The following is a 20247-nucleotide window of genomic DNA, read 5'->3' as shown; positions in this document are numbered from 1 at the left end:
GCTCAGATGGGCCAATTAGTGAAGGCTGGTCACGACCCGTGAATGCCCACGGGTGTGGATTCTGCCGGGCTCGCGGGCGGGCGTCCGTCAGCGCCAGCAACCCGATATGACGGTCTACGTCAACGCCGGCTGGGCGGCATCCGCCCGAACTCCGCACTCCGCACTCCGCACTCGGCACTCGGCACTCGGCACTCGGCACTCGGCACTCGGCACTCGGCACTCGGCACAGGACTATGTTGCGGGAGTTGCGGGCAACACGTCGTAGACAAGATGAGCGAACTGGCCTACTGCTTTTGCTGAAACCAGGCGAAGACGCTCGGGCCCGAAGACGCGAGGGAAGACAGGTGCTCCCCCGACGACCGCGGCTGGAGCGAAAGAGATCGAGATCTGATCGAGGGCGCCGGCGTCGAGGAATTGCGCGGCGAGTTCTCCCCCACCCACGATCCAGATGTCGCCATCGCCGGTCGCATCCCGAATCGCGGGCAGAGCATCCGCAACACTTCCCTGCAGAAAGCGCACATCGGCACCGTCGGGAACGGGGAGATCGCGGGTGGTGAAGACGAAAGTGGGCTTGTCGCCGAAATACTCGGCCCACTTGTGTGGCTGAGCGATCAAGCCCTCGTGTTTCAGCACCCACTCGTAAGTCGTTGAGCCTTCGACCATCACGGTCGCTTTCGGAGCAACGGCGGGGGCCTCGTCGGACTCGACGGCGAATAGCCACTCGAGCGAGTTGCCCTCATCCGCAATGAATCCATTGAACGTGGATGCGGTTTCGTAAAGGATGCGCGACATAGGGTCAGGCTACGCGCGGCGGACGACATCACCATCGCAGCCGTCATCTCTCCGTAGCGCGAGGGCGCTCAATGCGAGCAGCAGGCACAGAGGCGAGTACACCAGGAGATCCCAGCGATGGAAGGTGGCATCCGCGGGATTGATACCCCACAGCCCAGAGCTGACGAGGAACGCGAGGGAACTCCGTACCGCAAAGATAACCGCCAAGGCGTAGCTCGCGAAGATCAGCCACGGGGTCAGGATCGAACGCGGACGCGTGAGGTCGAGCATCCGGAGCACGACAGCGAAGCTCGCAGCACACAGCGCCGCGGCAACGAGGAACGTGAGCGCCGGGCTTGGCCAGACCCCGCTCGGCACCACGGCGCCACTAAGTTCGTCGAAAGACTTCGCCGGAAACGGAATGCCTGAAGCCCACAGGATATGAAGCGTTCCCAGCACGGCGAGGGCCATCGCGAGGAATGACCCAGCCAAGATACGCAGGCGTATGTTCATAACGTGAGGTTAGCATCCGCTTCAGGATTCGCGGAGTACGATTTGCCCATGGCACTCCCCCGTACCGAGCGACTAACTCCCGAGCGTTGGGCCGAAGCAGCCCTCGTGCTCGGAGCACGAGAAGGCCTGGCGGCCATCAACATGGAACGCGTCGCGGCCGAACTCGGCGTCACCAAGGGCAGCGCGTATCACCACTTCTCTTCACGAGCTTCCCTTCTCGACAGCGCGCTCGAACTATGGAAGAAGCGTGCGACTCAGGATCTGATCGATCAACTCAGCGATCTGGAATCACCACACGAACGACTTGCTGCCATTCTGGGCGCCTCGATCGGTCGTGATCCGCGCGACGGGCTTGAGTACTACATCCTCACTTCACGCGACCCGATCGCAACGCCCGTCATCGACGCCGTAACGAGCGCGCGACTGCGCTTCTTAGAGGAGATTTACCGGGATTTCGGCCTCGACGATCATCGCGCACGATTGTGGGCGCGCTCGTGCTACTCGACCTATTTGGGGCTGCAGGTGTTGCGTCACACCCTCCCCGCCGACGCTCAAGTCGGAACCGGAACCTCAGCAGACATCGCCGAAATGGTGCAGAAACTCACGCCACCCGAAGCAGGCAGCGCCTCGGCGCAGTAGCACACCAGGCAACTAGGCCGCTCGCCTGCTAGGACGTGACGAAGATTCCCGCAAGCGTCTTCTTGCCGCGACGGAGAACCGCTACGTTTCCAGCGAGGAGGTCACTGCCCACTGTGGCCTGGTCATCCGCTACCGCAACGTTGTTGAGGTACACGCCGCCCTGCGAAATAGCTCGACGCGCTTCACTCGCGCTCGACACCAGTTTGGTGTCGACGAGCAGCTGGACGATCGTAGCCTCCGCAGACGTCTCGACGTGAGCAATCTCGCGCAGCGCCGCAGCGAGGGTATCCGCATCCAGAGATGCCAACTCGCCCTGACCAAATAGAGCAGCGGAAGCAGCGATCGCCGCCTCCGTTGCAGCGCGACCGTGCACGAGAGAAGTCACTTCGTAGGCGAGTGTCTTCTGCGCCTCACGCCTAAACGGCGCCTCGGCCACAGCAGTTTCGAGAGCGGTGATCTGCTCGCGCGACAAGAACGTGAAGATACGCAGTCGCTGAATGACATCCGCATCATCGGTGTTGAGCCAGAACTGGTAAAACGCGTAGGGGCTCGTCATGTTCGAGTCGAGCCAGATGGCGTTGCCCTCGCTCTTGCCGAACTTGGTGCCGTCGGAGTTGGTGATGAGCGGGGTGCCGATGGCGTGAACGCTCGCACCCTCAGCCTTGTGGATGAGGTCGCTCCCGCTCGTGAGATTGCCCCACTGGTCGCTGCCACCGGTCTGCAATACGCAGTCGTAGTTGCGGTAGAGCTCCAAGAAGTCCATGCCCTGCATGACCTGGTAGCTGAACTCGGTGTAGCTGATGCCGGCGTCGCTGTTAAGGCGCGCGCTCACGGCATCCTTCTTGATCATGGTGCCGACGCGGAAGTACTTTCCGACATCGCGCAAGAAGTCGATCGCGCTCATGGGCGCTGTCCAGTCGAGGTTGTTGACCATGCGCACGGCATTGTCACCCTCGGTGCTCAAGAACTTCGAAACCTGACCCTGCAAGTAACTAACCCACTCGGCGACGGTTTCGCTGTCGTTCAGAGTGCGCTCGGCAGTGGGACGGGGATCGCCGATAAGACCGGTCGCTCCCCCCACAAGTCCGAGAGGCTTGTGGCCGGCCAGCTGAAGGCGGCGCAACAACAGCAGCTGTACAAGGTTTCCCAAGTGAAGACTGGGTGCCGTGGGATCGAATCCGCAGTAGTACGTGATCGGGTCACCATCGAGAAGCTTCTCGAGGGCATCCGCGTCGGTGGAGACATGCACGAGGCCACGCCACGTGAGTTCTTGCCACAGGCTCTCGAAAGAGTCGTCGTTGCTTTGAGTACTGAGGGATTCTGATGCTGTCGCTGACACGTCATTAACCGTAGCGCCTTTCGGAGGGGTGCTGAGAGCAACGACGGCCGCGCGAGCCTCAGTGCTGGGGCACTGATTCAGAGGAATCAGGCTTGTGGGCCTGATGTTGTGAAATCAATGCTGTAGCCTTTAGGGATGTTCGTGATTACCGCAGACCAACGCAACAGCCGCAGCAGCGCGGATGCCGTAGCCGAAACTCTGCAGCGCATCAACCGAGAGCGCGCGGAGGACCTCGCCCTCCCCGCAGAACGCACGGCCGGAGACGAAGCCCAGATGCTGCTGACCTCTGCTCACGCCGCCCTCGACATCACCCTCGAATTGACGCGCACCGAACAGTGGAGCGTGGGAATCGGCATTGGCACCGTGCCCCTGCCCTACGGGTCCAACGTGCGCGCCACGAGCGGCGCCGCATTTCTCGCGGCCCGCGATGCCATCGACCGCGCCAAGAAAAGCCCGGCCAAATGCGCTGTGCAATCTGACCCCGACAGTGAACTAGCGCGAGACATCGAACCACTGCTCGAACTATTGATTTTGCTGCGCGGGCGGCGCACCGCCAACGGCTGGGAACTCTACGACCTCCTCAGCACCGGCATCACTCAGGCCGATGCCGCCGAACGCCTCGGCATCTCACCACAGTCGGCAAGCCAACGTGCACTCGTGGCCGGATTACGCACCGAAGAAGAGGCCGTTCGCGCTCTTGCAAACCTGCTCGACAGAGCACACAGTGGAGTACTAACTGACAACGCGCTCAGCGCAGAGGAAGGCACGTCATGATCGGCTGGTGGATCGCGGTACTCGTTTTCACAATCGGAGCGATTGGCGCATCCATGGTCGCAGCCCGCACCGACAAGTACTGGCTCGCCACCGTTTCGCTGCTGCCCGTCGGCCTTGCCCTCATCCTGGGATCTACCGGCAACCCTCTACCGGGTGATGTCTCGGGACTCGTCATCTTGCTCAGCGCAGCCTTCGTCGCACTCGCCACCATCGCGGGAAGCCCCCTCGTTGCGCTCGTGCTCTCGCTCGCCTCGTATCCGGCACCCCGCGGCGAACACGGCGGGATCCTCGTCATCGACGCCGACTCTCCGCTGCCCGAGCGAGAAATTCTGCGCGGCGGAACGACCATCGGCTATCTCGAGCGCTTCGCCTTCATCGCCTCATTTATGGTGTGGCAGCCCGGCGCCATCGCCATCATCGTGGCCATCAAAGGACTCGGTCGCTTCTCTGAACTGGAGAACGCAGCGGCGCGCGAGCGGTTCATCATTGGCACCCTCGTGAGCCTCGTCTGGGCTGGACTCTGCACCGCGGCGCTGCTCGTCGGGCGCTAAACAGCCCCGACGCCCTTAGGTTGCCGGTGCTGCGTTACGAGTGCTGCGTTACCGGTGCTGCGTCACGGATGCTCTGCTACGACTTAAGCGCTTCGCTCTCGCTAAGCGACTCGGGAGGCCGAGGTTTCTCGACCCACGTGACGAGCACCACCGACACGATCATCAGCAGCAGCCACGAACCGAGCTTCGCGATTGAGACCAGTTCCCAGCCGTCCGACTGATTCGGGTAAACCCACGCATTTGACCAGGTTGCTACGTTTTCAGCGATCCAAATGAAAATCGACACCAACACGAAGGCGACGAGCACGGGCATCCGGAACCGCGCCCGCGACACCCTGACGTGCATGACGGTGCGCCACCAGACCACCGCGATGGCCGCGACGAGGAACCACCGGACGTCGACGATGAAATGGTGGCTGAAGAAGTTAATGTAGATCAACGCGGCCACGACCGCGGTGATCCAGCGCCGCGGATAGTGATCGAAGCGCAGTTCGAAGAGGCGGAAGACGCGCACCATGTACGAGCCGACCGCCGCATACATGAAGCCGCTATAGAGCGGGACGCCGAAGATGTGCAGCACGCCGTCGCCCTCGTACGTCCAGGATCCCGCATCCGTCTTGAAAATTTCCATCACGGTACCCACGATGTGGAAAAGGATGATCACACGCAGTTCGCGCAGCGTCTCTAGCTTGAAGACAACCATAAGAACTTGGATGGCGAGAGCTGCGAGCACCAAAAAGTCATTGCGGGCGAGGGATGCCGACTCGGGATACCAGAGGCGCGTGAGTACGAGAACGGCGAGTAGCGCTCCCCCGAACACGCAGGCCCACGCCTGCTTGAGCACGAACACCGTGAACTCGATGGTCCACGTGCGGATTCGTTGCGACGCGGAGCTGTTGTTTGTGGCAAGGCTCGACTTCGCGGACGTGCCGGCGGATTGCCGGTTCGCGGACGTGCCGCGCACCCGGTCGAGACGCCGATGTGCCCACTCGTCAATCCGCTGCTCGAGCGGAGTAAAGCGGGCCATCAGGGGCGCTTTCGTTTCACTGCGGCACGATACGGGGAGACGCTCGGCTCCCCCGGAATCCAGAAGCGCCACGGATACTCATCAGTGCCACCCTCGCCGGCGACGCCCGTGCGCGGCCCCGCGCTGAACAAAGACGGCGACTCGGGCAGTTCTAGGCGAACGCGGCCGGTCTGCAGGTCGGTGCCAGCGTCATCCAAACGAATTCCGAGCGCCACCGCGAGACGAGCGGGGCCCATCGCGAGGTCCGCAGGCTTCTTGGATGTCGCACGACGTTCGGCCGCGACATCCACGCCTTCGATTACTTCGCCCGCCCGCAGCAAGATTCCAGACGCAACACCCTCGGGCATGCACACCACGTTCGCGCACGTGTGCATGCCGTAGGTGAAGTACGTGTAGAGGTGACCGGGCGGGCCATACATGACGGCGTTGCGTTTGCCCGGCCCGCGGAAAGCATGCGAGCCAGGGTCGGCCTCGCCCATATACGCCTCGACCTCGGTAAGCCGCACGGCGACCTCGCCAACGCGCACGACAGCCCCCAGCAACAGCGGAGCAACCTCAGTCGCCGGCCTGCTGAGCAGATCGAACACGTCTAGCTAAGAACCTGCGGGTCAAGAGCGGCGGCGAGAACGCGAACACGCTCAGTCAATTCGGCACGCTGCTCGGCAACGCGCACGGGAGCCGTTCCGCCCACGCCGGCACGGCTCGAAACCGAGCCCTCCACCGTGAGGACCGCACGAACATCACCTGTGAGGTGCGGTGAGATCGTGGCGTAGTCGGCATCCGTCGGTTCGTGAAGTTCAAGCGAGTTCTCTTCGCAGAAGCGAACCAGCGAACCACTGATCTCGTGAGCTTCACGGAACGGAACATGCTGGCGTACGAGCCAATCCGCGACGTCGGTAGCCAGTGAGAAGCCCTGCGGCGCGAGCTCCGCCATGCGCTCGGTGTTGAACCGGAGCGTGGCAATCATGCCGGTGAAGGCGGGAAGCAAGACTTCAAGCGTCTCGACTGAATCGAAGACGGGCTCTTTGTCTTCCTGCAGGTCGCGGTTGTACGCGAGCGGCAACGCCTTCAACGTGGCGAGCAGCCCCGTGAGGTTACCGATGAGGCGCCCGGACTTGCCGCGAGCAAGCTCAGCGATGTCAGGGTTCTTCTTCTGCGGCATGATCGACGACCCCGTGGAATACGCGTCATCGAGCTGCACGAAGTCGAACTCGCGAGTGTTCCAAAGAATGATCTCTTCGCTGAGTCGCGAAATATCGATACCGAGCTGCGCAGTGATGAAGGCGAATTCCGCGACAACATCGCGGCTCGCGGTGGCATCGATTGAGTTTTCGGTGGGCCGAGAAAGGCCAAGTTCCCGAGCAACCAGCGCCGGGTCGAGCCCGAGCGTGCTGCCAGCAAGAGCACCAGAGCCATACGGCGAAGTGGATGCCCGAGCCTTCCAGTCACGGAAGCGCTCAAGCGTGCGCACAAGAGGCCACGCGTGGGCGAGCAAGTGATGTGCGAGCAGCACCGGCTGCGCATGCTGGAGGTGCGTGCGACCCGGCATGATCGCCGTGTCGTGCTTCTCGGCCTGTGCCACGATCGCGTCGATCAGGTCAACGACCATCGCGGAAATAGCACCCGCGTGGTCGAGGAGGTACATGCGCACGAGAGTGGCGATCTGGTCATTACGGCTGCGACCGGCGCGGAGTTTGCCTCCGACGTCGGCACCAGCGCGCTCGATCAGTCCGCGCTCGAGAGCGGCGTGAACGTCTTCCTCGGATTCGAGAGCCGTGAAGCTGCCATCGGCAACCGCTGCACTCAACGAGCGCAGGGCATCCTGCATGGTCTCCAGCTCGGAATCATCGAGGTACCCCGCGGCCGCGAGCGCAACAGCGTGCGCCCACGAACCGGCGAGGTCATACTGCGCAAGCTGCCAATCGAAGTGAGTCGATTTGCTCAATCGGGCAAGCTCGGGTGAGGGTCCGCTTGCGAAGCGGGCTCCCCAGAGTTGTCCCTCACCAGTTTCGGCAGATTGCGCCATGATTAGCCCTGCTTTGCGTCGCGACGAGCCGAGATCTTGCTCGGCAGTGACCAGAGATCGATGAAGCCCTTAGCCAACGACTGGTCGAAGGTGTCACCGGTGTCGTAGGTGGCGAGGCTGAAGTCGTAGAGGCTCTGCTCTGACTTGCGGCCGGTCGGCACTGCGCGACCTGCGTGCAGCGTCATACGGATCTCTCCGCTGACGTAGCGCTGAGTGTCTTCAACGAAGGCATCGAGCGAACGCTTGAGGCCGGAGAACCAGAGTCCGTCGTACACGAGGTTCGACCACTCGGCTTCGACTCCGCGCTTGTAGCGGCCGAGGTCCCGCTCGATTGTGAGCGACTCGAGCTCTTCGTGCGCGGCGATCAAAGCCATCGCGCCGGGAGCTTCGTAGACCTCACGGCTCTTGATGCCGATGAGACGGTCTTCAACCATGTCGATGCGGCCAACGCCGTGCTTGCCGGCGAGCGCGTTCATGTGCTCAACGATGGCGAGAGCCGACATTGCGACTCCGTCGATCGCAACCGGAATACCAGCTTCGAAGGTGATGGTGACTTCTTCAGCGGGGAGCCCTGCTTCGGGGTCAGAGGTGTACTCGTAGAGTTCCTCGATCGGAGCGTTCCACGGGTCCTCGAGGAAACCGGTTTCGACCGCACGGCCCCACACGTTCTTATCGATCGAGTAGGGGCTTGCTGCCGACTGGCGAATGGGGAGGTTGTGCTCTTCGGCGTACACGATGGCCTTGTCGCGAGTAAGCGCAAGGTCACGTACAGGAGCGATGCTCGTGAGTTCGGGAGCGAGAGCAGCGACGGCAGCTTCGAAGCGCACCTGGTCGTTTCCCTTACCGGTGCACCCGTGAGCAACGCTGTCGGCGCCAAGGGCCTTCGCCGTAAGGGCAAGGTGACGAGAGATCAGCGGGCGGCTCAGTGCCGACACCAGCGGGTAACGCTTCTGGTAGAGCGCGTTGGTCTTGAGCGCTGGCATGAGGAAGTCATCCGCGAACTCATCCTTCGCGTCAACAACAACCGACTCAACAGCACCACAGTCAAGGGCGCGCTGGCGGATGTCATCCATGTCTTCGCCACCCTGGCCGACGTCAATCGCAAGCGCGACGACCTCTTTGCCGGTGGCGTCCTTGAGCCAGCCAATACCTACGGATGTGTCGAGTCCGCCCGAGTAGGCGAGAACTACGCGTTCTGACATGTGTTTATCTCCTTGACGTCGTGAATCAGTTTAGGGAACTACAGCGGCGGCGCTAAACCGCCAAGAAACTAGGCGGCTTGGTCGAGCAGCCAAATCATGAGGGCCTTCTGGGCGTGGAGGCGGTTCTCTGCCTCATCCCAGATGACGCTCTGCGGGCCATCGATAACCTCGGCTTCAACCTCATAACCGCGGTCGGCGGGGAGGCAGTGCAAGAAAATGGCGTCGGGCTTAGCGAGAGCCATCATGGCGGCATCCACTTTGTAGGCACCGAGAGCAGCAACGCGAGCGGCCTTTTCGTCTTCCTTGCCCATCGAGACCCACGTGTCGGTCACGACGACATCAGCACCGGTGACGGCCTCAGCCGGGTCGGTGATGATGGCGATCGAACCACCAGTGGATGCTGCGATCTTTTCGGCGTCGGCTACGACATCCGCCAAGGGCAGGTAGTCCTCGGGGCAGGCAATGCGCACGTGCATACCGGCGGTCGCGCCGGCGAGTAGGTAGGAGTGCACCATGTTGTCGGCACCGTCACCGAGGAAAGCGACGGTCAGCCCCGTGAGCTCACCCTTGTGTTCGCGGATCGTGAGCAGATCGGCGAGCAACTGGCAGGGGTGGAACTCGTCGCTCAGCGCATTGATAACGGGAACCTGCGTGCCGTGAGCCATCTCGATCAGGCCCTGCTGCCCATACGTGCGCCAGACGATGGCCGCGACCTGGCGCTCGAGAACACGAGCGGTGTCGGATGCCGTCTCCTTGCCACCCAACTGACTGTTGGCCGTGGAGATGATGAGTGGCGAACCGCCGAGGTCGGCAATACCCACCGCGAAAGACACGCGAGTGCGCGTCGAGGACTTGTCGAAGATCACCGCGACCGTCTGAGGACCTTCGAGGGGCTTGCGGCCCCACCGGTCAGCCTTGACCTTCTCGGCGAGATCGAGGATCTCGAGTTGTTCCGCTGGGCTGAGGTCATCATCGCGAAGAAAATGCCTGGTCATGATGCCTCCGTAGGTGCGTCGTTGAGTACTGCGTTCAGCACAGCGCTGAACGTGTCGATGAATTCGGCGATCTCGGCATCACCAATGATCAGGGGTGGTGCAAGTCGAACAGTCGACTCGTTGGGAGCATTAACAATGAGCCCGTGATCGAGCGCCACTGCCACAACCTGCTGAGCGACGGGCTGCGAAAGCCCGATACCTACGAGCAGCCCGCGACCACGCAACTCACTCACCAGCGGTGATCCGATTGCCTCGATTGCCGTGCGCAGCTGGGCACCCCGCGCGGCGGAGTTCGCTACGAGGTCGTCGCTTTCGATCTGCGTGAGCACGGCATTACTGACCGCACACACGAGTGGGTTTCCGCCGAACGTGGTGCCGTGCTGCCCCGGCTGCAAGAGAGCGGATGCCGCACCAAAGGTCACGAGGGCGCCAATCGGCACTCCCCCACCAATTCCCTTCGCGAGGGTGATCGCGTCGGGAACAATGCCGCTCTCTTGGAAGCCAAACCAGCGTCCGGTGCGTCCGGCTCCGGTCTGGATCTCGTCGACGATGAGCAGCACGCCGTGTTGTGTGGTGAGTTCTCGCGCAGCTTCGAGGTAGCCCTCGGGAAGCGGCTGCACGCCAGCCTCGCCCTTGATGGGCTCGACGAAGAGTGCTGCGACATCCGGCCCGATCGCGGCGTTGAGCGCCTCGATCGTGGTGTCAATGATGTCGACATTGGGCATCAGCGGCTCGAAGGGTTCGCGAAGTGCGGCCTTACCCGTGATGGAGAGTGCGCCGATGGAACGGCCGTGGAAGGAATCTTTCAACGAGAGGATGCGCGGGCGACCAGTGCGGCGAGCCAGCTTCACGGCTGCTTCGTTTGCTTCGGTGCCCGAGTTCGCGAAGAACACACGCCCCTCTTCGCCCGCTCCCGAGATTCGCAGGAGGCGTTCGGCGAGTGCGAGTTGCGGTTCGGTCGCGAAGAAGTTCGAGACATGAAGCAGGTTCGCTTGGCTCGTGAGCGCCCCGACGACGGCCGGGTGATTGTGACCGAGCGAGTTCACGGCAATGCCGCCCAAGAAGTCGAGGTAGCGCTTGCCGTCGGAATCAAAGACAGTGCAGCCCTCACCGCGCACGAGTTCAACCTTCGGCGTACCGAAGGTATTCATCATGCGGTGGTTGTAGTCGTCTTGCCAGCTCATGCAGGTACCACCTCGGTGCCAATTCCATCTTGCGTGAACACTTCGAGAAGAATCGAGTGCGGGGCACGCCCGTCGATAATGGCGGCCTTGGGTACACCGGCATCCACGGCTTCAAGGCACGCGGTCATCTTGGGGATCATGCCCGATTCAAGACTCGGCAGCAGTTCACGGAGTTCATCGGTGTTGATGATCGAAACGAGCGACTCGCGGTTGGGCCAGTCGCTATAGAGACCAGCAACATCGGTGAGGATGACGAGCTTGGCTGCATCCAGGGCGATCGCGAGCGCCGCCGCGGCTGAGTCAGCGTTCACGTTGAGGAGACCAGACGCGTCATCCGCGATTTCGCCAGCTTCTTGAGCCAGGGTGGAGACCACGGGAATGTTGTCACTCGCGAGCACATCGAGTACGCGCTGAGGGTCAACCTCGGTGACGTTGCCGACGAGCCCAAGATCGACGCGCTTTCCTTCGATCTCCTTGATCATGCGCTCACCGATGAAGAGTGAGTGCTCGTGCCCGGCGATGCCGTTAGCAAGATCTCCGTGCTCGTTGATGAGATCGACGAGTTCTGCCCCCACCTGGTCGGTGAGAACATCCCGCACGACATCAATCGACTCTTCGGTCGTCACGCGGTAGCCCGCGCGGAACTCCGACTCGATACCGCGAATCTTGAGCTCCTTAGTGATCTGGGGCCCGCCACCGTGGACAATCACGGGGCGAACACCAGCAAGACGCAGATACACCATGTCCTGCACAAAGGCGCGCTTGAGTTCGTCGTTGATCATGGCGTTACCGCCAAACTTCACCACAATGATGCGGTTGCGAAAACGCTTCAACCACGGAAGTGCCTCAATAAGCACTCCCGCCTTAGTCATGGCCTGCTCGTGTTCAGCGCCGTGTGTGAATGCCGGCATCAGCTGGAGTACGCGCTGTTCTCATGCACGTAATCGTGCGTGAGATCGTTGGTCAGAATGGTGGCTTCGGCATCGCCCGTAGCGAGATCGATCAGCACGTGCACAGCACGGCCCGCGAGATCCACTTCGTCGCGCGAACGGTCGGGGGCACCCGCGTGGCAGACCCGCACACCGTTCATCGAGACATCGACCGCGTAGGGGTCGAAAGCGGCATCCGTGGTTCCGATTGCGGCCAAGACGCGGCCCCAGTTGGGGTCGTTGCCGAAGATGGCTGCCTTGAAGAGATTGTTACGGGCGACCGAACGGCCAACGACGACAGCGTCGTCTTCGCTCGCAGCACCCACAACTTCGATGCGGATGTCGTGGCTTGCGCCCTCAGCATCGCCCTGCAGTTGTTCGGCCAGATCGTTGCACACGCGCGTAACGAGCGCGGCAAACTCGGCCGCGTCGGGAGTCACGCCCGAGGCACCGGAGGCCATGAGCGTTACTTGGTCGTTGGTCGACATGCAGCCGTCGGAGTCGAGGCGGTCGAAGGTGAGGCGAGTCGCTTCGCGCAGCGCCGCGTCGAGGTCGGCGGAGGCGACAGCGGCGTCAGTGGTAATGACCACGAGCATTGTCGCGAGGCCTGGTGCGAGCATTCCGGCGCCCTTGGCCATGCCACCGACGGTGTAGCCGGTTCCCGTAGCGACAGCAGTTTTGGGCTTGCTGTCGGTCGTCATGATGGCGAGCGACGCGTTCGTGCCGCCCTCTGGGCTGAGCGCGGTGGCCGCGGCAGACATTCCGGCGAGAACCTTGTCTTGCGGAAGCTGTTCGCCGATGAGGCCGGTCGAACAGACGAGGATGTCCCCGGCCGATGCGCCCAAGGTCTCAGCGACGTGCTCGGCGGTGGCGTGCGTCACCTGAAAACCCTGCGGACCGGTAAAGCAGTTGGCCCCGCCGGAGTTGAGAGCAATCGCCGTGACCACTCCGTCGTCGATGACCTGCTTCGACCAGATAATCGAATGCGCTTGGGCACGGTTGCTCGTGAACACCGCGGCCGCATCGAAGCGGGGCCCGCGGTTGACGACGAGGGCGACATCGAGGCCGCCACTCGCTTTGAGGCCGGCTTCGACACCGGCGGCTTCGAATCCTGCGGCTGCTGTGACACTCATGGTGCTACTCCGTCCAGCGCCAGACCGAGGGTTTCCTCGAGGCCCAACGCAATATTTGTCGATTGAATGGCGGCGCCTGCGGTTCCCTTGACGAGATTGTCGATCGCACTCACAACGACGACGCGACGAGCGGCCTCGTCGATAGCAAGACCGATGAGGGCAGTATTGGCGCCGAGGGTGTCTGCCGTGCGCGGGAACTGTCCCTCCGGCAACACGTGAACGAAGGGTTCGTCGGCGTACGCGGTCTCCCACGCTTCGCGCACCTGGGCGGCAGTGACGCCCTCAGCAAGCTTGGCCGTTGTCGTAGCGAGGATTCCCCGCGACATCGGCACGAGCATCGGCGTGAACGAGACGGTGACGCTCTCGGCACCCGCGACCTTCAAGTTCTGAGCGATCTCAGGAGTGTGACGATGCGTACCGCCCACGGCATACGCCGAAGCGGAGCCCATCATTTCACTCGCCAAGAGGTTGACCTTGAGGCTCTTGCCCGCACCGGATGGCCCGACAGCGAGCACTGCCACGATGTCCTCAGCCTCGATGAGGGACGAACGGATGCCGGGGGCGAGAGCCAGCGTGATTGCCGTGACGTTGCACCCGGGCACTGCAATACGTTTCGAACCGGCGAGCACTTGCCGTTGCGTGCCACCAGCGGCATGCAGGAGTTCGGGCATCCCGTAATCCCAAGCGCCGAAGTACTCGCCACCGTAAAACGCGGCCCAATCATCGGGGCTTGTGAGGCGGTGGTCAGCACCACAGTCAACGACGAGAGTGTCGGGGCTGAGCTCAGCCGTCAACGCCCCCGACTTGCCGTGGGGCAGAGCAAAGAAAACAACATCGTGGCCGGCGAGCACTGACGGCTCAGTCGGCTGGAGTTCGAGGTGCGCCAGCGAGCGCAAATGCGGCTGGACATCGATCAACCGTTGGCCAGCGTTACTAAACGCCGTCACGGTTCGAACATCGAACTCAGGGTGGGTGGACAACAGGCGAAGAAGCTCGCCACCGGCATAACCGCTGGCACCGGCCACAGCGACCGAAATTGACATGGAATTACCTTCAGTGGGGTTCGGAAACGAGAACACTTGCGGCGGCGTTTCACACAACCTCGTGGGTCGTGGCGAAACTCCGCCTATCGTCGCTCGTCAGCCCCGCGCAGTACCGGCGAAGACGGCGCAACAAAGCGCAGCGAGAGTCGCTGGCAGCAGGCGCGGAGGTCGGTCACGTTTCTAGAATAGTCCCCTCACTGCGCGGCAGGCTAATCGGTACGCTGGTTGTGGCGAGTCCGCTCTCGTTACATCCCCCCCTAAAGGAGCCCTATGTCTGACCTCAGTGGTCTGCTCAACCTGATCCCCATCGGCGACATTGCCGCAAAACTCGGCGTCAACGAAGACTTGGCCGAAGCGGCTGTCAAACAAGTCATCCCCACTCTCATCGGTGGGATGGCCGCCAATGCCAAGGATGACGCCGGCGCGAAGTCGCTCGAAGGCGCGCTGTCCACCCACGGCACGAAAGTACCGCGCGCGAGCACGGTTGACGACATCGATGTCGCTGACGGCGCCAAGATCGTCTCCAACGTGTTCGGAGGCAAGCAGGCGGATGTCGCTTCCGCCGTCGCCGACAACAATGCTGACGCGAACGTCACGAGTGACCTGATCGCCAAACTGCTCCCGATCGTCGCTCCGATTGTGATCTCGTGGGTCGGCTCGCAGTTCTTGGGCCAGAAGGCAGCGCCCGCTGCTGCCGAGCCCGCGAAGGCCGATGCCGGTGGCATTGGCGGCTTGCTCGGTGGCCTCTTGGGCAATGCTGGCGGTCAAGACCTTGTCGGCGGCCTCATTGGCGGTCTGCTCGGCGGCGGCAAGCGCTAAGCCTGCACACAACGCCGAAAGCCGGTCGTCACCGCAATGGTGATGACCGGCTTTCGTCGTTGCGGGGTTCTGCTCTACTCGCGCAGCTCGGCGCCGACACGCTCGCCGGCGAGAGCGACAGCGGCGTTCTTCGCGTCCGTGGCCTCAGCCTGCGTGAGCGTGCGGTCGACGGCACGGAAGCGCAGCGCGAACGTCAGCGACTTGTGCGCCTCGGGGATACCCGTTCCGCGGTAATCGTCGACAAGACGCACGTGCTCTAAGAGCTCACCGGCACCCTCACGGATGAGAGCCAAGAGCTCACCAGCCTGCACCTCCGTCGGCACTACCAAAGAAAGATCCTGGGTCGCTGCCGGGTAGGAGACGATCGGCGTTGCCGCGACGTCTGCTGCCGCACTCTGAATCAGCACGCTGAGGTCAAGTTCGAGCACCGCAACGACGCGCGGCAGGTCGAGCTCCTGGGCGAGTGCAGGAAGCAGCTCTCCGGCGTAGCCCACGGTCTTGTCGCCAACGCGAAGCTCCGCGGTGCGGCCGGGGTGCATCGAGTGATGGTTGCCCGTGACAATGTCGATCTCGACCGAGAGCGTCGCCGCCACGTGCTGAACAGTAGCCAGAGCATCCGCGAGTCCACGGGAGACGGGCTGCTGGCCAGGCTGACGCGTCACGGCATCGCCGAGGAACAGTGCGGCGACGTGCCACGGTTGCTGCGGAATGCTTGAGCGCAAGTCGGCGAGAACCGCGTCACTCGGCAATTCGTAGCCGAGCGGCAGCGACGTGCTGCCGTAGCTGCGTCCAGCTTCGGGCAGGAAGACTGTTCCGACCTCGAAGAGCGCCAGATCGGTCAGCCCGCGAGACACATTGCGGTGAGCGATCGCCGCGAGGCCGGGGATCAACGAACGACGCATCGTGGCGGCATCCGGGTCCAGAGCGTTCGCAAGCTTAATCGTGGTCGCTCCCCCGGCCTCGGACGCCCCAAAGAGGTCGTTCGAGTGCTGCGAGATGAACGGGTAGGCCAACACCTCGGTGAGGCCGGATGCCGCAAGGCTGTTCGACACCGTACGTCGCAGTCGCTGGGCGCGCGTGAGCCCGCGGCCCGGGGGCGCAATCGGAAGCACAGCCGGAATGCGGTCGTAGCCCACGATGCGAGCTACTTCTTCGACAAGAGTCGTCTTGTCACCCAGGTCGGGGCGCCAGCTCGGAGGGGTAACGCTCCAGCCTGTTTCGGTCGACTCGACCGTTGCACCAATCGCCTGCAGCGAATCGGTGATCTCATCAGCAGAGTAGTTCACACCAATGAGGCCCTGAGCGTAGCCCTCGGGCAGGTCGACGGCATCCGCGACGTGGTCGGCCAGCAGGTCGCTGCCGAGCTCGTCGACAGTTCCGCCACCCAGTTCAACCAGCAACTCAACGACGCGCGCCGCTGCCGCCGGAGCCACCAGCGGGTCGACCCCGCGCTCGAAGCGACGCGACGCTTCGCTGCCAAGCTTGTGACGACGAGCGGTACGCGCGATCGAAATGGGCTCGAAGTTTGCGGCTTCGATCAAGACATTGGTCGAGGAATCTGTAATCTCAGTGCTCGCTCCACCCATAACGCCAGCAAGGCCGATCGGGCCTGACTCATCGGTGATCAGCAGGTCTTCGGGGTCAAGCGTGCGCGACTTGTCGTCGAGCGTTGTGAGGGTCTCCCCTGCCTGAGCCCGACGGACCGTGAGGCCGCCTGCTACACGGTCGAGGTCGTACGCGTGAATCGGCTGCCCGAGCTCGAGCATCACGTAGTTCGTCACGTCGACCGTGAGGGAGATCGAGCGGATGCCGGCCAGCGCCAGACGCGTGATCATCCACGTGGGCGTTGGCTTGGTGACATCCACGTTCCGTACGACACGGGTGACGAAGGCTCGCACCCCGGCGCGACCGCGAATGGGCGCGTCGTCGGCGATGACCACGGGAAAACCGCTCGCTTCGGTGATCGTGGGAGCGTCGGCGGGGTCAGTGAACGTAGCGCCCGTCGAGAGCGCGTATTCGCGAGCAACGCCGCGCAGCGACATCGCGTAACCGCGGTCGGGCGTGACGTTGATCTCTACCGCAAAGTCATCAAGACCAAGCAGCTCAATCGCGCTCGTTCCGACCGCGGGGTCGAGACCCAGCGTGGACAGAACGAGGATGCCGTCGTGCTCATCGCCGAGGCCGAGCTCGCGAGTAGACGCGATCATTCCATCGGAGACGTGACCGTAGGTCTTGCGCGCAGCAATAGGGAACGGGCCGGGAAGGACTGAACCGGGCAGCGTGACAACGACCTTGTCGCCGACAACGAAGTTGTGGGCTCCACAGACGATGCCGCGAGGTTCTGCTTCGCCGACATCGACCTGGCACCAGTTGATGGTCTTGCCATTGGACTGGGGTTCGCCGACGAACTCGAGCACCTGACCGACAACAACCGGGCCGGAGATGTCGAAGCCGTGAACGTCTTCTTCTTCAAAGCCGACCTTGACGAGGGCAGCGTGAACTTGCTCGTGGGTGATGTCTGCGGGGATTTCAACGAATTCCCGCAACCAACTCATGGGAACTTTCATCAGACCACCATTCCGAACTGCTGGGAGAAGCGAATATCGCCCTCGACCATGTCTCGCATGTCATTCATTTCGTTGCGGAACTGGAGCGTGCGCTCAATTCCCATACCGAAGGCGAAGCCCTGGTATTCGTCGGGGTCAATGCCGGCGGCGCGAAGAACGTTGGGGTTGACCATTCCGCAGCCACCCCATTCCACCCAACGGGCGCCACCCTTGGCGTTGGGCTGCCAGACATCCATCTCGGCACTGGGCTCAGTGAACGGGAAGTAGTTAGGGCGCAGACGAATCTGAGCACCCTCCCCGAACATCGCACGGGCAAGGTGCTCGAGCGTGCCCCGGAGGTGCGCCATGGTGAGGCCCTTGTCAATCGCGATGCCCTCCAGCTGGTGGAACACCGGCGTGTGGGTCGCATCAAGTTCGTCGGTGCGGAACACGCGTCCGGGCGCCACAACGTACACCGGAAGCGGGCGCTCGAGCAACGAACGGATCTGAACCGGGCTCGTGTGCGTGCGCAGCAGCAAATGCGAGTCCACCGGGTCGATGAAGAAGGTGTCTTGCATCGCCCGCGCGGGGTGATCTTCGTCGAAGTTGAGCGCGTCAAAGTTGAACCACTCGTTTTCGAGCTCAGGGCCTTCCGCGACTTCCCAGCCCATGCCGACGAAGATGTCGCTCATGTGCTCCATGAGCAGGCTCAGCGGATGCCGGGCGCCCTTTACGTAGCGAGTGGCGACGGCCGTGACATCCACAGCTTCTGCCGCAAGCTTGGCTTGCTCCTCGGCGACTGCTAACTCGGCCTCGCGCGCGCTAAAAGCGCCGTTGACGCGACCGCGGGCGGCTCCGATGAGCTTGCCGGTGGCAGCTCGGTCGGCGGGCGCCACGTTCTTCATCTGCGCGTTGAGCGCTGCCAGTGGCGAGCCCTCTGCAAGATGGGCGCCGCGCACCGTTTTGAGGTCGGCCATTATCGCTGCGGACTCGATGGCAGCAAGAGCTGCTTCGACCGCTGCGGTTACCGCTGGTTCTGTGATCGGGGTGGGTTCAGACACAAGAACCGAGTTTAGCGGACACCGCTGTCGCGGGCCGCCTTCCTCACGGAGCTAGTACCCGCCAGCACCGCCGCTGTTGTCGCCGTAGCTAGCGTGACCGCGCGGCGGCATCGTGATGGCACGCGTACCATCTACACCCGGCTGCTTAGGAGCATCCGGAGTGGTCGCACCATCCTTCGGTCCGCTCTTCTTCGCCACGTAGCGAGCAACGTACGACAGGGTTACGTTCATGACGAGGTAGATAACGAGTCCGACCGCGAAAAGAGTGAAGACGTAGCGGCTGCCGTAGAAGTTCTGAAGCTCCTTGATCGTGCGCGAAAGCTCAGGGTACGCAACGACGTACGCAAGGGAGGTGTCTTTCAAGAGCACGACGAGCTGCGCCAAAATGATCGGCAACATCTGACGGAAGGCCTGCGGGAATTCCACGATGAACCGTGTCTGCAGCGAAGTGAGGCCGATCGACAGACCACCTTCGCGTTGCCCCTTGGGCAGCGAACTAATGCCCGCTCGCAATGCTTCACCGATGATCGCGCCGTTGTAGATCGCGAGACCAAGCACACCGGCCCAGTAGCCACCGGTCGAGAACATGAGGAACACGAAGAAGATAAGCAGCAACAGCGGCATACCGCGGAAGATCTCAAGCGCGATCGACGTCGGAATACGGACCCACTTGGATGCCGCAGTGCGCCCAAACGAAAACAAAATTCCGATGATGATCGCGAGCACTGCCGCGACCCCCGCCATGCGCAGAGTGTTGAGCACACCGCGGCCGAAGGCGCTCCAGATTTCAGGGTCGGCGAGGATGTCGGTTCGCGACGGGTCGAAGAGCCCAGGCTGCTCGGCACCGTTTGCGCTAACACGAGGTGCAGCCAGAATGAAGTAGACCCAGATGATCAGGCCGATGATCAGTACGGCACCGACAGCAGAGGCGATGGCCGAGTTGCGCCGGGTCTTCGGACCGGGGGCGTCGTACAGTACGCTCGCGCTCATCGCAGCACCATTACCTTCTTCTCGATCGCTCCGGCTATCAGCCCGAGCGGAATAGTGATTGCCAAGTACAGCGCAGCGGCGTAAATGAGGGTGAGCAGAACAAGGTCACCGTGGTCACGCGATGCAGCACCGGTTGCTTTGAAGAGTTCGTTGACGAAGAACGCTCCCGCGACCGATGTGTTCTTGGTCAACGCGATAAATACGTTGATGAGCGGCGGGACGACCATGCGGCTTGCCTGCGGAAGAATCACGAGGCCAACAGTCTGAGTGAATCCCATGCCGATGCTGCGAGCGGCTTCGGCCTGGCCGACGGGAACACCGTTGAACCCGGAACGCACCGCTTCAGCCACGAAGGGAGAGGTGTAAAGAGTCAGACCAAGAGCTGCCAAGAGGAAGTAGTCGAGGTCAACGCCCAGAATGGGCAGCACGAAGGCACAGAAGAATAAGACGAGAAGCAACGGGATGTTGCGGAGCAGCTCGGTGTAGACGGTTGCGAAGATGCGCAACGAAGGAACCGGCGAAATACGCATCGCCGCGATAAGAACCCCAAGAATAAACGCCCCGACACCGGCAATGCCCAAGAGGGCCAACGTCAGAAGAAAGCCCTCCATGTAGAGCGGCGTTATGTCGACAAGGGCGTCGATCGCGTTAGTGATGACGTCCATCCGGGCCTCCTGGAAAGTAAATGAATAGGGCGTGGAAGGT

The 20247-nt window shown here is 62.4% G+C and carries 20 protein-coding genes; 4 read left to right on the top strand and 16 right to left on the bottom strand.

Features of this window, described 5'->3' with window-relative positions; all coding sequences use genetic code 11:
• Nucleotides 1-231: 231 nt before the first annotated feature.
• Both ACWTV1_RS11940 and ACWTV1_RS11935 read right to left on the bottom strand, forming a co-directional pair.
• The gene (locus ACWTV1_RS11940; RefSeq protein WP_498505488.1) at nt 232-792 is read right to left on the bottom strand and encodes a dihydrofolate reductase family protein; all 561 of its coding nucleotides are present in this window, start codon (nt 790-792) and stop codon (nt 232-234) included.
• Between the two features lie 9 nt (nt 793-801).
• The gene (locus tag ACWTV1_RS11935; RefSeq protein WP_498505487.1) at nt 802-1284 is read right to left on the bottom strand and encodes a DUF3995 domain-containing protein; all 483 of its coding nucleotides are present in this window, start codon (nt 1282-1284) and stop codon (nt 802-804) included.
• Between the two features lie 48 nt (nt 1285-1332).
• On the opposite strand from ACWTV1_RS11935, the gene ACWTV1_RS11930 reads away from it, so the two are divergent.
• Nucleotides 1333-1923 (top strand): TetR/AcrR family transcriptional regulator, encoded by a 591-nt coding sequence (locus tag ACWTV1_RS11930; RefSeq protein WP_498505486.1) that lies wholly within the window; start codon nt 1333-1335, stop codon nt 1921-1923.
• 28 nt (nt 1924-1951) lie between these two features.
• Here ACWTV1_RS11930 and tyrS read toward each other — a convergent pair whose 3' ends face one another.
• Nucleotides 1952-3262 carry a tyrosine--tRNA ligase gene (gene tyrS / locus ACWTV1_RS11925; RefSeq protein WP_498505485.1) on the bottom strand — a complete coding sequence of 437 codons (1311 nt, stop codon included), beginning with the start codon at nt 3260-3262 and terminating at the stop codon, nt 1952-1954.
• Between the two features lie 135 nt (nt 3263-3397).
• On the opposite strand from tyrS, the gene ACWTV1_RS11920 reads away from it, so the two are divergent.
• A complete protein-coding gene (locus tag ACWTV1_RS11920; protein ID WP_498505484.1) occupies nt 3398-4036 on the top strand; it encodes a DNA-binding protein in 639 nt (212 codons plus the stop codon).
• Complete coding sequence (locus tag ACWTV1_RS11915; protein ID WP_100390114.1) at nt 4033-4587, top strand: hypothetical protein; 555 nt, start codon at nt 4033-4035, stop codon at nt 4585-4587. The genes ACWTV1_RS11920 and ACWTV1_RS11915 overlap by 4 nt, the downstream gene beginning before the upstream one ends.
• A 76-nt stretch (nt 4588-4663) precedes the next feature.
• On the opposite strand, the gene ACWTV1_RS11910 is transcribed toward ACWTV1_RS11915, so the two are convergent.
• From ACWTV1_RS11910 to argC, 9 genes are all read right to left on the bottom strand, one after another.
• Entirely contained in the window at nt 4664-5614 is a 951-nt protein-coding gene (locus ACWTV1_RS11910) for a DUF817 domain-containing protein (protein WP_498505483.1), read from the bottom strand.
• Nucleotides 5614-6201 carry a DNA-3-methyladenine glycosylase gene (locus ACWTV1_RS11905; RefSeq protein WP_498505482.1) on the bottom strand — a complete coding sequence of 196 codons (588 nt, stop codon included), beginning with the start codon at nt 6199-6201 and terminating at the stop codon, nt 5614-5616. Before ACWTV1_RS11905 ends, ACWTV1_RS11910 begins: the two co-directional genes overlap by 1 nt.
• A 2-nt stretch (nt 6202-6203) precedes the next feature.
• On the bottom strand, nt 6204-7640 hold the full coding sequence (gene argH / locus ACWTV1_RS11900) for an argininosuccinate lyase (protein WP_498505481.1): 1437 nt from the start codon (nt 7638-7640) through the stop codon (nt 6204-6206).
• A 2-nt stretch (nt 7641-7642) separates the two neighbouring features.
• The gene (locus ACWTV1_RS11895; protein ID WP_100390110.1) at nt 7643-8842 is read right to left on the bottom strand and encodes an argininosuccinate synthase; all 1200 of its coding nucleotides are present in this window, start codon (nt 8840-8842) and stop codon (nt 7643-7645) included.
• A gap of 68 nt (nt 8843-8910) precedes the next feature.
• Nucleotides 8911-9837, bottom strand: coding sequence for an ornithine carbamoyltransferase (gene argF / locus ACWTV1_RS11890; RefSeq protein WP_498505480.1), 927 nt, complete (start codon nt 9835-9837; stop codon nt 8911-8913).
• A complete protein-coding gene (locus tag ACWTV1_RS11885) occupies nt 9834-11021 on the bottom strand; it encodes an acetylornithine transaminase (RefSeq protein ID WP_498505479.1) in 1188 nt (395 codons plus the stop codon). Before ACWTV1_RS11885 ends, argF begins: the two co-directional genes overlap by 4 nt.
• Nucleotides 11018-11932: an acetylglutamate kinase gene (gene argB, locus ACWTV1_RS11880; RefSeq protein ID WP_100390107.1), complete on the bottom strand. Its 915-nt coding sequence runs from the start codon at nt 11930-11932 to the stop codon at nt 11018-11020. Before argB ends, ACWTV1_RS11885 begins: the two co-directional genes overlap by 4 nt.
• On the bottom strand, nt 11932-13083 hold the full coding sequence (gene argJ, locus ACWTV1_RS11875) for a bifunctional glutamate N-acetyltransferase/amino-acid acetyltransferase ArgJ (protein ID WP_498505478.1): 1152 nt from the start codon (nt 13081-13083) through the stop codon (nt 11932-11934). The genes argB and argJ overlap by 1 nt, the downstream gene beginning before the upstream one ends.
• A complete protein-coding gene (gene argC, locus ACWTV1_RS11870) occupies nt 13080-14126 on the bottom strand; it encodes an N-acetyl-gamma-glutamyl-phosphate reductase (protein WP_498505477.1) in 1047 nt (348 codons plus the stop codon). Before argC ends, argJ begins: the two co-directional genes overlap by 4 nt.
• 270 nt (nt 14127-14396) lie before the next feature.
• Between argC and ACWTV1_RS11865 the strand changes: the two genes are divergently transcribed.
• On the top strand, nt 14397-14945 hold the full coding sequence (locus tag ACWTV1_RS11865; RefSeq protein WP_100390104.1) for a DUF937 domain-containing protein: 549 nt from the start codon (nt 14397-14399) through the stop codon (nt 14943-14945).
• Nucleotides 14946-15019: 74 nt separating this feature from the next.
• Here ACWTV1_RS11865 and pheT read toward each other — a convergent pair whose 3' ends face one another.
• From pheT to ACWTV1_RS11845, 4 genes are read right to left on the bottom strand one after another with little or no spacing between them, the layout of a single operon-like run.
• Nucleotides 15020-17512: a phenylalanine--tRNA ligase subunit beta gene (gene pheT, locus ACWTV1_RS11860; RefSeq protein WP_498505476.1), complete on the bottom strand. Its 2493-nt coding sequence runs from the start codon at nt 17510-17512 to the stop codon at nt 15020-15022.
• Nucleotides 17512-18552, bottom strand: a complete 1041-nt coding sequence (gene pheS / locus ACWTV1_RS11855; RefSeq protein ID WP_498505475.1) for a phenylalanine--tRNA ligase subunit alpha — start codon at nt 18550-18552, stop codon at nt 17512-17514. The genes pheT and pheS overlap by 1 nt, the downstream gene beginning before the upstream one ends.
• A 51-nt stretch (nt 18553-18603) precedes the next feature.
• Complete coding sequence (locus ACWTV1_RS11850; protein WP_498505474.1) at nt 18604-19542, bottom strand: amino acid ABC transporter permease; 939 nt, start codon at nt 19540-19542, stop codon at nt 18604-18606.
• Nucleotides 19539-20207 carry an amino acid ABC transporter permease gene (locus ACWTV1_RS11845; RefSeq protein ID WP_100390100.1) on the bottom strand — a complete coding sequence of 223 codons (669 nt, stop codon included), beginning with the start codon at nt 20205-20207 and terminating at the stop codon, nt 19539-19541. The genes ACWTV1_RS11850 and ACWTV1_RS11845 overlap by 4 nt, the downstream gene beginning before the upstream one ends.
• Nucleotides 20208-20247: the final 40 nt, after the last annotated feature.

The sequence above is a fragment of the Salinibacterium sp. VpJ6 genome (genome assembly GCF_059767345.1).
The sequence above is the reverse complement of the archived record's forward strand: the minus strand, read 5'-3'. Positions and strand labels throughout refer to the sequence as shown.